At 67.9% G+C, this 13688-nt stretch carries 12 protein-coding genes; 7 read left to right on the top strand and 5 right to left on the bottom strand.

What is annotated here, in order from left to right:
* The first annotated feature begins 166 nt into the window (after positions 1 to 166).
* The 3 genes from C693_RS0103650 to C693_RS0103640 all read left to right on the top strand — a co-directional run bounded on the left by C693_RS0103650 (position 167) and on the right by C693_RS0103640 (position 4507).
* Positions 167 to 1627, top strand: a complete 1461-nt coding sequence (locus tag C693_RS0103650; RefSeq protein ID WP_026107158.1) for an N-acetylmuramoyl-L-alanine amidase — start codon at positions 167 to 169, stop codon at positions 1625 to 1627.
* Positions 1628 to 1674: 47 nt separating this feature from the next.
* The gene (gene mutL, locus C693_RS0103645) at positions 1675 to 3498 is read left to right on the top strand and encodes a DNA mismatch repair endonuclease MutL (RefSeq protein ID WP_017460896.1); all 1824 of its coding nucleotides are present in this window, start codon (positions 1675 to 1677) and stop codon (positions 3496 to 3498) included.
* 67 nt (positions 3499 to 3565) lie between these two features.
* Positions 3566 to 4507, top strand: coding sequence for a DUF1684 domain-containing protein (locus tag C693_RS0103640; protein WP_026107157.1), 942 nt, complete (start codon positions 3566 to 3568; stop codon positions 4505 to 4507).
* A 62-nt stretch (positions 4508 to 4569) separates the two neighbouring features.
* Here C693_RS0103640 and C693_RS0103635 read toward each other — a convergent pair whose 3' ends face one another.
* Positions 4570 to 5352 (bottom strand): enoyl-CoA hydratase/isomerase family protein, encoded by a 783-nt coding sequence (locus C693_RS0103635; RefSeq protein ID WP_017460894.1) that lies wholly within the window; start codon positions 5350 to 5352, stop codon positions 4570 to 4572.
* Positions 5353 to 5509: 157 nt separating this feature from the next.
* Here C693_RS0103635 and C693_RS0103625 point away from each other — a divergent pair, with 157 nt between their 5' ends.
* The 4 genes from C693_RS0103625 to C693_RS0103610 all read left to right on the top strand — a co-directional run bounded on the left by C693_RS0103625 (position 5510) and on the right by C693_RS0103610 (position 7900).
* Positions 5510 to 6220 (top strand): FKBP-type peptidyl-prolyl cis-trans isomerase, encoded by a 711-nt coding sequence (locus C693_RS0103625; RefSeq protein WP_017460892.1) that lies wholly within the window; start codon positions 5510 to 5512, stop codon positions 6218 to 6220.
* Between the two features lie 122 nt (positions 6221 to 6342).
* Positions 6343 to 6450 carry a DUF1289 domain-containing protein gene (locus C693_RS24160; RefSeq protein ID WP_241762624.1) on the top strand — a complete coding sequence of 36 codons (108 nt, stop codon included), beginning with the start codon at positions 6343 to 6345 and terminating at the stop codon, positions 6448 to 6450.
* Positions 6450 to 7052, top strand: coding sequence for a CoA pyrophosphatase (locus C693_RS21020; protein WP_017460890.1), 603 nt, complete (start codon positions 6450 to 6452; stop codon positions 7050 to 7052). Before C693_RS24160 ends, C693_RS21020 begins: the two co-directional genes overlap by 1 nt.
* Positions 7049 to 7900 carry a sulfurtransferase gene (locus C693_RS0103610; RefSeq protein ID WP_017460889.1) on the top strand — a complete coding sequence of 284 codons (852 nt, stop codon included), beginning with the start codon at positions 7049 to 7051 and terminating at the stop codon, positions 7898 to 7900. The genes C693_RS21020 and C693_RS0103610 overlap by 4 nt, the downstream gene beginning before the upstream one ends.
* A 4-nt stretch (positions 7901 to 7904) precedes the next feature.
* On the opposite strand, the gene C693_RS0103605 is transcribed toward C693_RS0103610, so the two are convergent.
* The 4 genes from C693_RS0103605 to uvrA form a co-directional block, all read right to left on the bottom strand.
* Positions 7905 to 8657 (bottom strand): enoyl-CoA hydratase/isomerase family protein, encoded by a 753-nt coding sequence (locus C693_RS0103605; RefSeq protein ID WP_017460888.1) that lies wholly within the window; start codon positions 8655 to 8657, stop codon positions 7905 to 7907.
* Between the two features lie 19 nt (positions 8658 to 8676).
* A complete protein-coding gene (locus tag C693_RS0103600) occupies positions 8677 to 10113 on the bottom strand; it encodes a DUF4139 domain-containing protein (RefSeq protein ID WP_017460887.1) in 1437 nt (478 codons plus the stop codon).
* Positions 10114 to 10219: 106 nt separating this feature from the next.
* Positions 10220 to 10735 carry an acyl-CoA thioesterase gene (locus tag C693_RS0103595; protein ID WP_017460886.1) on the bottom strand — a complete coding sequence of 172 codons (516 nt, stop codon included), beginning with the start codon at positions 10733 to 10735 and terminating at the stop codon, positions 10220 to 10222.
* Complete coding sequence (gene uvrA, locus C693_RS0103590) at positions 10732 to 13671, bottom strand: excinuclease ABC subunit UvrA (RefSeq protein WP_017460885.1); 2940 nt, start codon at positions 13669 to 13671, stop codon at positions 10732 to 10734. The genes C693_RS0103595 and uvrA overlap by 4 nt, the downstream gene beginning before the upstream one ends.
* Between the last annotated feature and the right edge of the window lie 17 nt (positions 13672 to 13688).

Below are 13688 nucleotides of genomic sequence, written 5' to 3'. Positions count from 1 at the left end.
TGTTTTTCCAAGGGATTCGTTGGCCTCTCTGGTTTTGGATATCCGCCAGAAAAAGCGTGGGTTGCCGCCGTCTTCTGGACACATCCTGACGAATGCAGTGCAGGTTGCGGATATCCAAAGGAAAAATGCTTGCAATCACAGGTTGGCTGCGATTGAATTCAAGCCCATGAGGGCATCCTTGTTCAGGTTCGGCTTGTGCGCGCTGGTGGCTGCGGCTGCCGGCTTGTCATCGCCCGTCCGCGCGGCCGAGATCCGCGGGGCCCGGGTCTGGGCCGGGCCTGAGTACACCCGGGTGGTGTTCGATCTCAGCGGCCCGGTCCGCTACGACATCACGCCCCGCGGGGATCAGGTCCGTGTCGATCTCGGCAATGACCGCCTCGCGTCGGCCTTCGCGGCGCCCTCGGCCCAGGGGTTGTTCAAAGGGATCACCGCACATCGTCGCGGCGGCAGGCTGGAGCTTCTGGCGGATGTCTCGGCCGGCACGAAACCCAAGAGCTTCATGCTCAAGCCGGGCGGCGGCTACGGCTACCGTCTGGTCCTGGACCTCTATCCGCAGAACGGAGCCAAGGGCGCCGATGCAAAGGCTTCCGTACCCGCGACACGGATGGCGAAGGTCACGGTCAGCAAAGCGGACAAGCACGAGGTATTGACGCTGCGCCAGGTGGCCGAGCAGATGGGCGGCGAGCGCAAGGTGGTCGTGGCAGTGGATGCCGGCCATGGCGGTGTCGATCCCGGCGCGCACGGCCCGCATGGCACGTTGGAAAAGAACGTGACGCTCGCGGTAGCGCGCAAGCTGGCGGCACTGATCGACAAGCAGCCCGGTATGCAGGCGGTGCTGACGCGGGATGGCGACTACTTCATCCCGCTCAAGCGCCGTTACGAGATCGCGCGAGAAAAGAACGCCGACCTGTTCGTCTCGATCCATGCCGACGCCTTCAGGAACGGTGACGCCAAAGGCTCTTCGGTCTGGGTGTTGTCCTCCCGCGGCAAGAGCACCGTGGCGGCACGCTGGCTGGCCGATCGCGAGAACAGCTCCGACCTGATCGGCGGTGTGTCTCTGGCCTCCGAGGACGACAGTCTCGCCTCGGTATTGCTGGACATGCAGCAGGGTTGGGCGGTGCAGGCCAGCGAGTCGATCGCCGGCAATGTACTCAAGGCGCTGGGCAAGCTCGGGCCGACCCACCGAGGCTACGTGGAGCGCGCCAATTTCGTGGTGCTGCGCTCGCCGGACGTACCCTCGATCCTGGTCGAGACCGCGTTCATCAGCAATCCGTCCGAGGAGCGCAAGCTGCGCGATCCGGAGCACCAGACCGAGCTGGCCGAAGCCGTGATGGGCGGCGTGCGCAACTACTTCGAGACCACGCCGCCGCCGGGTACCTGGTTCGCTGCGCAGGCGGCTCGCCGCAATGGCGCCGTGCTGGCGTCGATCGGGTCGACCGGAGCGACGTCGGGCAAGCGTGCGGACGAGTCGGTGCAGGACATGCACAAGGTCGCCCGCGGCGAGAGCCTGGGCAGTATTGCCAGGCAGTACGGTGTCAGCGTCGGCGCGTTGAAGAACGCCAACCGCATCAGCGGCAGCGGTGACACGCTGCGCGCCGGCTCGGTGCTGACGATCCCGGCTGGCTGAGCCCGCTGCGCCTTCTCGCTGTCCGACCCCTCGCGTAAGCTACGCGGATGCCAGTCATCCGCGTACTTCCCCCTGAACTCATCAACCAGATCGCCGCCGGCGAGGTGATCGAGCGCCCCTCCTCGGTGGTCAAGGAACTGGTGGAAAACAGTCTCGATGCGGGCGCCACGCGCGTCGAGGTGGACATCGAGCAGGGTGGGGCGCGGCTGATCCGCGTGCGCGACGATGGCGTGGGCATCGCACCGGACGAGTTGCCGCTCGCCGTGGCCTCGCACGCCACCAGCAAGATCGGCAGCTTCGACGATCTCGAGCATGTCGCCAGCATGGGATTCCGCGGCGAGGCGCTGGCGTCGGTGTCTTCGGTGGCGCGCTTTGCGCTTACCTCGCGCCAGCGCGAGGCCGAGGCCGCGTTCCGTATCGAGGTGGACGGCGGCAAGCTGCAGGCGGCGCGTCCGGCGCAGCACCCGCGCGGCACCAGCGTCGAGGTGCGCGATCTGTTCTACAACGTGCCGGCGCGCCGGAAATTCATGCGTGCCGAACGTACCGAGTTCGCGCACATCGACGACCTGCTGAAGTCGCTGGCGCTGGCGCGCAGCCGCGTGGAATTCCGGCTCAGCCACAATGGCAAGCCGGTGCGCGTATGGAAGGCTGCAAGTGACGATCAGGCGATGCTGGTGCGGGTTGCCGACGTGCTGGGCGAGAACTTTCCCGCGCAGAGCCTGCATCTGGATCACGCCGCCGCCGGCATGCGGCTGTCGGGCTGGGTCGGTCTTCCCACGGCTTCGCGTGGACAGGCCGACTCGCAGTTCTTCTACGTCAACGGCCGGCTGGTGCGCGACCGCGTGGTGGCACATGCGGTGCGCCAGGCCTATGCGGACGTGCTGTTCCACGGTCGCCATCCGGCGTTCGTGCTTTATCTGGAACTGGATCCGGCCGGTGTCGACGTGAACGTGCATCCGGCCAAGCACGAAGTGCGCTTTCGCGAGCAGCGGCTGGTCCACGACTTTCTGTTCCGGAGCCTGCACGAAGCGCTGGCGCAGACGCGGGCGGGGCAGGCGATCGAGGCTGTCGACGAACCGGTGGCTGCGGCGATGCCGTTCCGCGCGCCGGCTTCGTCCGGTTCGGGCGGCTGGCCTGGTTCGGCCAGCCAGAGCCGGTTGAGCCTCGGCGTGCGCGACGAGCCCTTGGCGGGTTATGCCGCCCTGCTCGGCGAGGGGCGCCCGATGCCGCTGGATCGCTCGGCAGCCACGCCGCTGCCGGCAATGGCCGAATCAGATCCCGAGCGCGCGCCGCCACTGGGCTACGCCCTGGCGCAGCTGAAGGGGATCTACGTGCTGGCCGAGAACGAGCATGGACTCGTCCTGGTGGACATGCACGCCGCGCACGAGCGCATCACCTACGAGAAGCTCAAGGTGGCCCGGGAGGGCAATCACCTGCGTTCGCAGGTCATGCTGGTGCCGCTCAACCTGTCGGTGAGCGCGAAAGAGGCGGCCGCCGCCGAGGAGCATGGCGAAGCGCTGGCTGCCTGGGGGCTGGAACTGTCCCGCAGTGGCCCGTCGGCTGTCGTGGTTCGCCGGATTCCGGCGCTGCTCGAGGGCGCCGACGTGGAACAGCTCACCCGCGATGTGCTGGCCGAACTCGCCCTGCACGGCAGTTCGCGACGCCTGCAGGAACTGGAAAACGAACTGCTCTCCACCATGGCCTGTCACGGCTCGGTTCGCGCAGGTCGCCGGCTGACGATTCCCGAGATGAACGCCCTGCTGCGAGAGATGGAAGCGACCGAGCGCTCTGGCCAGTGCAATCACGGTCGTCCCACCTGGACCCAGCTTGGACTCGGTGAGCTGGACAAGCTGTTCCTGCGGGGACGCTGATGCCGGATTGCTCCTCGCGGTGCGGGATCGCCATACTCGGGGTTCCCACGATCAGGCAGACCGCCCGATGATGCGACGTCTCCCGCTTGCCCTCGCCCTTGTCCTCGGAGTTTCCGCCGTGCACGCCACCGAACCTGCTGCCTCCGTCCAACCCTCCGCCATGGAAGTGGTGAGGCAGGTCGAGCAGTGGCGCGCCGACCGCATCAAGCGGCTCACCGCACCGGACGGCTGGCTCAGCCTGATCGGGCTGGAGTGGCTTCACGAGGGCGCCAATCGGCTAGGTGCGGCTGCCGACAACGACATCGTGCTGAAGGCGGGGCCGGCTCATCTGGGTGTGGTGACGCTGACGGCGGATGGCACGCTGCGCTTCACTGCGGCATCCGGCAGCGGTGCCGCCATCGACGGCAAGCCAGTGTCAGATGCCGCACTGGTCGACGACCTGCATGCGGGCGAAGCCGGCCCCACCACGGTGCACTTCGGCAGCGCCAGCTTCTACGTGATCGACCGCGAGGGGCGCAAAGGCCTGCGCGTGAAGGATCCGGAGGCCGAGACGCGTCGGCATTTCCTCGGTATCGATTATTTTCCGATCAATCCGTCGTGGCGGATCGTGGCGGACTGGGTGCCGTTCCAGCCCGTGCACACGCTGGAGATCGGTACTGCGATCGGCACCATCGACAAGGTCGAGGTGCCAGGCAAGGTGGTGTTTCATCGTGAGGGCAAGACCTTCGAACTGCTTCCCTACCAGGAAGAGCCGGGCGGCGAGCTGTTTTTCGTGATGGCCGATCGCACCTCGGGCAAGGAGACCTATGGTGCGGCGCGCTTCCTGTATGCCGCGCTGCCTGCGGGCGGATTGGCGCGCCCGGGTTCGGTGGTGCTGGACTTCAATCGCGCCTACAACCCGCCGTGCGCGTTTACTCCTTTCGCCACGTGCCCGCTGGCGCCGCCGGAGAACCGGCTGGATCTCGCGGTGACCGCCGGCGAGAAGAAATACGCCGGCGGTCACCACTGAGGCCTGCGTCCTCGTGTAGGAGCCCGCTAGCGGGCTCCTACACGGATTGCCGCAAGGGGGACTCAGCGGCCCTTGAACTCAGGCCTGCGCTTGTCGAGGAACGCGCGGGTGCCCTCGCGCATGTCCTCGGTGGAGAACATCAGGGCAAATCCCTGGGTTTCGAATTCCAGCCCCTGGTCCAGGCTGGTCTCGCCACCCTGCAGCACGGCGTCGAGAATGCCTGCCGCCGCCAGCGGTGCGGCGGCCGCCAACTGGTCGGCCATTGCGGCGACGGTCTCGTCCAGCGCGTCGGGCGGAACCACGCGGTTCACCAGACCCAATTCATAGGCCCGCTGGGCGGCGACCGGCGTACCGGTCAGGCACAGCTCCAGCGCCGCGCTGCGGCCGGCCAGACGCAGCAGCCGCTGGGTACCACCGAAGCCGGGGATCAGGCCGAGGTTGATTTCGGGCTGGCCGAACCTCGCCTTTTCGCTGGCGATGCGCAGGTGGCAGGCCATCGCCAGCTCCATCCCGCCGCCGAGTGCGAAACCCTGGATGCGCGCGATCACCGGCTTGCCGAGGCGTTCGATCAGGCTCATCAGTCGCTGGCCGGTGCGCGAGAAGCCCTGGGCCTGCACCGGCGTGTAGTCATTCATCTCGGCGATGTCGGCGCCCGCCACGAAGGCCTTCTCGCCGCTGCCGGCGAGCACCACCACGCGCACCGCATCTTCCTGCGCGGCCTGGGCGAAGGCCAGGGTCAGCTCGTTCAGGGTGTCGCGATTCAACGCGTTGAGCTTGTCCGGGCGGGCGACGGTGATGGTGCGGACGGCGCCGCGATCGGCGACTTCGATGTTGCGGTAGGCCATGGCTGGAACCTGCTTGAAGGAAAGGCGCCGATGGTAGCAGCGGGAACCTTTGACTCCCCCCGGAATCTCATGCGGGGCCAGTCAACCGCCGAGGCCCTGCACGGGGCCGACGTCGGGCAGTAGCATGCGGGATTGGCGTCACGATCCGGAGGATGGCATGGGCAAGTGGGCAGGACTGTTGGCAGGATTCGGGCTGATTGGTGCGGTGCATGCGCAGCAGGCTCCCAAGTCCCCCGCGCCCGTGCCCGCTATCGACAAGTCCAAGCTGTCCTACGCGATCGGCTACCAGATCGGCAGCCAGTTCGCCGATGGCCAGCCGGCGGTCGACCTGCCGACATTGCAGCGCGCTATTGCCGATGCCTACGCCAAGCGCCAGCCATCCGTCCCGACGGCGGAGATGCGTTCCCAGCTGCGGGCGCTCGACCAGCAGATGCACGCCAACGCCGTGGCCGAGTTCAAACGCATCGCCGACGCGAACGAGCGCAAGAGCGAGCAGTTCATGGCGCACAACCGGGCCCAGCCGGGCGTGGTCCAGTTACCCTCGGGCGTGCAGTACGCGGTGATCTCCAAGGGCGATGGCGGCGCCAGCCCCACGGTGGACAGCAAGGTCACGGTCAACTACCGCGGCATGCTGATCGACGGCACCGAGTTCGACAGCACCTGGGCCCATGGCCAGCCGGCGTCCTTCACGGTGAAGAGCGTGATCCCCGGTTGGCGCGACGTGATACCGCGCATGCACGTCGGCGATCGCTGGAAGGTGGTTATTCCGCCACGCCTGGCCTACGGCGAACGTGGGGCATTGCCCAGGATCGGCCCGAACGAGGCGCTGGTGTTCGACATCCAGTTGTTGAGCGTCGATTCCCCCTGATCTGAAAGGCGCCTCAGGCGCTATCATCGTCGGCCATGCCGAACGATCCCCGCGCTTCCTTTTCCAACGCTCCGCCGACCCCCTGCACAGGCGTGTGCCGGCTGGACGGACGTGGTTACTGCATGGGATGTCAGCGTTCCATGGGCGAGATCGCCCGCTGGGGAACCATGCACGACACCGAGCGGCTGTACCTCATGAACGTGGTGCTGCCCACGCGCAAGGTGTCGTGATGGACGGTATCTGGCGCGAGCTGGCCCCGGCACTCGTGCCGCTGGCCGAACCGCCGCAGCCGCCGGGATGGAACCATGTGCAGATGAGCGAGCTGCTCGGCTCGGTCGAACGTCGGCCGGCCGCCGTGCTGGTCGGCGTGCGCGAAGGCGTGGATCCCCGGGTGGTGCTGACCGTGCGTACCGCGCACCTCGCCTCGCACGCCGGACAGGTGGCGTTTCCAGGCGGCGGCAGCGATCCCGAAGATCGCGACGTGATCGCCACCGCGCTGCGCGAGAGCCGGGAGGAGATCGGACTGGATCCCGGCCATGTCTCGCCACTCGGTTTTCTCGACATGTTCGAGACGATCAGTGGCTACTGCGTGACCCCGGTGGTGGCACGGATCGCCGAGCAGGCGGTACTGGCACCGGCACCGGACGAGGTCGCCGAAGTGTTCGAGGTGCCACTGTCATTTTTCCTGGAGCCGGCCAACCTGCGCCGCTACACGATGGAATACCGCGGTCATCGCCGGCCGATGGTGGAGTTTGTCCACGGTGGCCACCGTATCTGGGGTGCCACCGCGGCGATGCTTCTGAATCTCCTGCAGAGGATGGGCCGGGCATGAGTTTTTCCGCACCGCTGATCGACGTCGCCGGGTTGGCCGGCATCCCGGCCGGCGAGGTCATGATCTTCGACTGTCGCGTCGACCTGGCCGATCCGACCAAGGGGCGGCGCGACTTCCTGGCCGGCCACATTCCCGGGGCGGTCTATGCCGATCTCGACCATGACCTGTCGGACCTCTCGCGCCAGTCCGAGGGGCTCGGCCGGCACCCGCTGCCCAGTGTGGCGGCGTTTTCCGCCACGCTGGGCCGCTGGGGCTGGCGACCGGATCTTCCGGTGGTCTGTTACGACGCAGGCAACGGCGCACTGGCTGCGGTGCGCCTCTGGTGGATGCTGCGCGCGGTCGGTGCGCGGGCCGTGGCGGTGCTCGATGGTGGATTGGCCGCCTGGCTGGCCGCGGGACAGCCACTGGAGGCCGGCGAGCCGGCAGCGCGTGCGCCGACCCACGTAGATATCACCTTCGAACCGTCGATGGTCGTCGACCACGCTGGTGCGGCTGACGCCGCATCGGTGGGGAACCTGGTCGACGCCCGGGCCGAGCCGCGCTATCGCGGCGAGGTGGAGCCACTCGACCGCGTGGCCGGCCATGTGCCGGGCGCCCTGAACCGTCCGTTTGCCTGCAACCTCCAGCCGGACGGCCGGTTCAAGCCGGTCGCGGCGCTGCGCGAGGAATGGCTGGCACTGCTCGGGGGGCGCGATCCCGCCACGGTCGTCCACATGTGCGGCTCCGGCGTCACCGCGATCCACAACATGCTCGCGATGGAGCGGGCAGGGCTCGGTGGCTCGCGGCTCTATCCGCCTTCGTGGAGCGGCTGGATCAGCGATCCTTCGCGGCCGGTCGCGGTCGGGTAGCCGGTCACTTTTTGCCCAGGCGCGCGACCAGCGCCTGCAGCACCGCCTGGGTCTCCGGCCGGAAGAAGCCGTCGACGAATGCGTCCAGTGGCAGCGCATCGATGTCGGCATAGGCTTCGGCCAGGTCGGCCCGCGCCAGTGCGCGGGTGGCCAGCATCGCGTGGGCCGGCAGGGCGGTAAGCTCGCGCAGCCAGAACAGCGCCCGTGTCACGACCTGGTCGACGGCAGTGGTTTCGTCGACGAAGCCGCAGGCCAGAGCATCTTTCGATTCGATCATCGCTCCGGCCACCAGCAACCGCTCGGCGCGGTAGGCGCCGACGACCCGGCGCAGGGCAAACTGGATGCAGTCCGGCACCACCAGGCCGACCTGCACCTCGTTGAGGCCGATCTTGAACGGGCCCTCCGCCATCACCCGGTAGTCGCAGAACAGCGAGAGCACCGCGCCTCCGGCCGGGCTGTGGCCGGTGATCGCAGCGACGACCGGAATCGGCGAGCGTGCGAGCACGCCGCAGGTAGCGAAGAATTCGCGCCAGAATGCGCGCACCTCGGCGCGCTCGCGCCCCAGCAGGGCCGGCACGTCGACGCCGGCGGAGAACATGCCCGGGCTTCCGGACAGCACGATGCCGCGGGCACCACTCCCGGTCGCTTCGGTGATGGCCTGCTGAAGTGCGACCAGCAAATCGCGGTTCAGCGCGTTGACCGGCGGTCGCGCCAGCTGGATCTCGACGAGGTGGTCGTGGGAAATGCGGTTGAGCATGACGGCTCCGGTTCTTCGGTTATTGCGGCTGGACGTCGGAGGTCCACGTGTAGCGCACGGCATAGTCCAGCGTCGCCTTGCCGTTGGCCGGAACCCTGACGGCGAAGCTCAGCGTGTCCGGTGAGATGTCCTCGGGTTTCTGGCTGGATGAGGCCAGGGTCCAGGTGCGCCACCGCGAAGGATGCTCGCGCACGGTGACGATGCGGGCTTCACCGCCGGCGTTGGTGAGGGTGAGCCGGAACGCCTCGTCCATGGTGCGGCCGTGGCGATCCACGTGGAAAGCGGTGCGCTCGCGCTTCACCCGCAGGTCGAATGCATTGCCCAGGGTGAGCGTGACCTTGCCGCCCCTGGGGGTGTCTTCCACCCGGCCCTCGCCGATCACCTGCGCCGCGCCGTTGGCGTCGTCGGCGAGCACTCGCAGGTAACCGGCGGGCAGGCTGTCGAAGGCATCGAAGGCCAGGGTGCTGGTGACCTGTTCTTGGCCACCCGGGTTGAAGCCCGACTGGACCATCGGCACCGGCGGCTGGTAGGCGTTGCCGCTCTCGTACAGCGCCGTCCGTTCGCACGACACCGTGCGCGTGGCATACAGCGGCAGCAGGCTCACGCTGCCATCAGGCAAGTCGACCGGAGCCGGCAGGTGGAAGCTGCGATAGTCGGCGAGGGTGGACTGCTCGGGCATGTCGCGTGCTGCCTTGGCGCTGAATGCCATCACCCGCGGCCCCGGGGCGTTCGGTTTGGCCAGGTTCGGCTCGCCCGCGATGAGGGTGAGGTCGGCGTCGTGCCAGTCGCTGCCGCTGCGGTTGGCGACGCTGGCGCGCGACTCCAGCGTCATGCGGCAAGCACCTCCCGGCGCCAGCGTGCCGATGTAGGAAGCACGCCAGCCCAGGCCGGCGGTGACGAAACCGAGCTGCGCCTGCGTCGGGCCACCGTGGCGGGCGTCGACGCGCAGATCCAGTCGGGCACCGCGCTGGATCGGTCCGGTGGCGCGAACGGCAGCGTAGTCGTGCACCAGCACCGTGGCACCACCCTGGCGCAGCTCGAGGCCGCCACGGGCGGAGAGCAGCTTGCCGCTGGCCAGCACGTTGCCGCCGGCGCCGAGCACGTCGATATCGCGACCGACCAGGTCCGACAGACCGGCCGACTCGCCCTGCACCAGACGCAGCCGCTGCGATACCACGGTGGCTGCGGCATCCCTGAAGTGGAGCGAGAGCGCTTCCGGATCGAGGAACTGGGGCAGGCCGCCGAGGCTGACGTCCTGCGTGCCGGATGTCAGGTCGAGCCGTCGCGGTTCGCGCACCATGGCGTAGCCGCTATTCATCGGTGCGCCATCGTTGTTGAACAGCGAGGCGTCGTCGCTGCGGTAGACGGTGATCGAGGTGGCATCCGTCGTGGCGGCCTGCGCGCCGGCGCAGGCAAGGATGCCGAGGGTGATGAGGGAGAGGCGGAATGGGCGCACCGTTCGAACTCCTTTCGTGAAAACGCCGGTCATCTTAGCCATCGCACGTGAAGCGCAGGCAAGCCGGGTGTCGTGGCGGGCAACCCCTTTTTCGTGCCTGCCGCGTTCAGGCGGCAGGCGCGGCCGGCTGTGCCGAATCCCGGATCGCCTGCGGCAGCGGCACCGGCTTGCCGCTGTGCGGGTCCATCCAGACCAGCACCACGTGGCCGTCGCAGTAGAGCCGCTCCGGCACGTCAGCATCGGCGATGCGATGGGCGAGGGTGATCGAGCTGTTGCCGAGCCGTTCGCAGGACAGCATCACCGAAAGGCGTGCCGGCCAGGCGATCGGCAACCGGTAGTTGAGGTGGCTCGCCGCCAGTACCGGCATCGAGTGTTCATCGAACCAAGGGCCGGGCACCTCGCGCAGCCACTGCAACCTCGCCTCTTCGAGGTAGGTCAGGTAGGTGGCGTTGTTGACGTGGTTGAACGCATCCAGGTCGCGCCAGCGGGCCTCCAGCTCGGCCACGAAAAGCGTCTCGGCAGGGCGCTCCCGCTCCGTCGAGGCGATCGGCGGCGGGATGGTCTGCGCATTTGCGTTGCGGGCCTTGCGGGTGCGCTTGGGCGCGCCTTCTTCTTCGGTCACGAACGTTTCTTCCTGGGCATGGGCCGGTGCTTGTCGGCCGAGGCGATGTGCTTGGTGGCGGCCTTGGTGCGCTTGGGGGCATCGGCGCGCTTGGCCTTGGTGGCCTTGGTCGAACGCAGGTGCGGCGCGAGGAAGTGACCGGTGTGCGAGCCAGGTGTGGCGGCCACCGTTTCCGGCGTGCCGGAAACCAGGATGCGTCCGCCGCCCGAGCCTCCCTCGGGGCCGAGGTCGACGATCCAGTCGGCGGTCTTGATGACGTCGAGGTTGTGCTCGATCACCACCACCGTGTTGCCCTGGTCGACCAGCTGATGCAGCACGTCGAGCAGCTGTTCGATGTCGTGGAAGTGCAGGCCGGTGGTGGGCTCGTCGAGGATGTACAGGGTGCGGCCGGTGTCGCGCTTGGACAGCTCCTTGGACAGCTTCACGCGCTGCGCTTCGCCGCCGGACAGGGTGGTCGCGCTCTGGCCGAGCTTGATGTAGTCCAGGCCCACCGCGCGCAGGGTGTCGAGCTTGCGCGCGATCGTCGGCACGTTCTCGAACAGCTTCAGCGCATCCTCCACCGTCATGTCGAGCACGTCGGCGATGGTGTGGCCCTTGTAGAGGATGTCCAGCGTCTCGCGGTTGTAGCGCTTGCCGTGGCAGACGTCGCACGGCACGTAGACGTCAGGCAGGAAGTGCATTTCCACCTTGATCATGCCGTCGCCTTCGCAGGCCTCGCAGCGGCCGCCGCGCACGTTGAAGCTGAAGCGTCCCGGCGTGTAGCCGCGCGAGCGCGCCTCCGGCACCTGCGCGAACATCTCGCGCAATGGCGTGAACAGGCCGGTGTAGGTGGCCGGGTTGGAGCGCGGCGTGCGACCGATCGGCGACTGGTCGATGTCGACCACCTTGTCGAACAGGTCCATGCCAGTGACTGACTGGTGCGGCGCCGGCTGCGTCGAGGCGCCGTTGAGCTCCATCGCGGCGAGCCGGAACAGGGTGTCGTTGACCAGCGTCGACTTGCCCGAACCGGACACGCCGGTGATGCAGGTGAACAGCCCGGCCGGGACCGCCAGGTCCACGTTCTTCAGGTTGTTGCCGCTGGCGCCTTTCAGGTGTAGCCAGGACGCCTTGTCGGCCGGCTGGCGACGCTTCTCCGGCACCTCGATCGCGCGCTTGCCGGAGAGAAACTGGCCGGTCACCGAGCGCGGCGAGGCCAGTACGTCGTCCACCGAACCCTGGGCGACGATCTCGCCGCCGTGCACGCCGGCGCCGGGGCCGATATCGAGCACGTGGTCGGCCATGCGGATGGCGTCCTCGTCGTGCTCGACCACGATCACCGTGTTGCCGAGGTCGCGCAGGCGGGTCAGCGTGCCGAGCAGGCGTTCGTTGTCGCGCTGGTGCAGGCCGATCGACGGTTCGTCCAGCACGTACATCACGCCGACCAGGCCGGCGCCGATCTGGCTGGCCAGCCGGATGCGCTGGGCCTCGCCGCCGGACAGCGTGTCGGCGGTGCGGTCCAGGGTCAGGTAATTGAGGCCGACGTCGCTGAGGAAGGTCAGCCGCTCGCGGATCTCCTTGACGATCTTCACCGCGATCTCGCCGCGCCAGCCGGTCAGCGTGAGCGTCTCGAAAAACGCCAGCGAATCGTCGATCGAGCGGTGGGTCAGCGCCGGCAGGGCGTGGTCGGCGACGAACACGTTGCGCGCCGAGCGGTTCAGCCGCTGGCCTTCGCAGGCCGGGCAGGGCTGGTCGCTGATGTACTTGGACAGCTCCTCGCGGACCGCCATCGACTCGGTTTCTTTGTAGCGGCGTTCAAGGTTCGGCAGGATGCCCTCGAACGGATGCTCGCGGGTCACCCGGCCACCGCGCTCGGTGATGTAGCGGAAGGCGATCGGCTCACGGCCGCTGCCGTGCAGTACCGCCTTCTGCGTGGCCGCAGGCAGCTTCTGCCATGGCGTGTCGGCGTCGAAACCGTAGTGCGAGGCCAACGACTGAAGCATCTGGAAGTAGTGCGGGTTGCGCCGATCCCAGCCGCGGATCGCGCCGCCGGCCAGCGACAGCTCCGGATGGCCGACCACCCGCGCCGGATCGAATACCTGGGTCACGCCCAGACCGTCGCACTCGGGGCAGGCGCCGATCGGCGAGTTGAACGAGAACAGCCGCGGCTCCAGCTCCGGCAGCGAGTAGTCGCAGACCGGGCAGGAGTAGCGCGAGGAGAGCATCTGGTCGGGCTGGTCGGTGTGGTCCATGTCGGCCAGCAGCACCAGGCCGTCGCCCAGCCGCAGCGCCGTCTCGAACGATTCGGCCAGGCGCTGTTTGATGTCCTCGCGCGGACGAAAGCGATCGACCACCACCTCGATGGTGTGCTTCTGGCGCAGGGTCAGCGGCGGCACGGCATCGAGGTCGTAGACCGCGCCATCGACGCGCGCACGCACGAAGCCCTGCGCGCGCAGCTGCTCGAACACCTGCACGTGCTCGCCCTTGCGGTCGCGGATCACCGGGGCCAGCAGCATCAGCCGCTTCTCGGCGTCCATCGCCAGCGTGGCGTCGACCATCTGGCTGACCGTCTGCGCCTCCAGCGGAATGCCGTGGTCCGGGCAGCGCGGCGTGCCGACGCGGGCGTACAGCAGGCGCAGGTAGTCGTAGACCTCGGTGATCGTGCCCACAGTGGATCGCGGGTTGTGCGAGGTGGATTTCTGCTCGATCGAGATCGCCGGCGACAGACCCTCGATGTGGTCGACGTCGGGCTTTTCCATCATCGACAGGAACTGCCGCGCGTAGGCCGAGAGCGACTCGACGTAGCGCCGCTGGCCTTCGGCGTAGATGGTGTCGAAGGCCAGCGAGGATTTGCCCGAGCCGGACAGGCCGGTGATCACGATCAGCTGATCGCGCGGCAGGTCCAGGTCGATGTTCTTGAGATTGTGCGTGCGTGCGCCGCGAATGCGAATGGTGTCCATCGCGTGGTCAGATGGGG

The organism is Dyella ginsengisoli LA-4 (genome assembly GCF_000334915.1).
In the GTDB taxonomy this organism is placed as follows: domain Bacteria; phylum Pseudomonadota; class Gammaproteobacteria; order Xanthomonadales; family Rhodanobacteraceae; genus Dyella_A; species Dyella_A ginsengisoli_A.
Note: the sequence above shows the minus strand (reverse complement) of the source record. Positions and strands in the feature narration are given on the sequence as shown.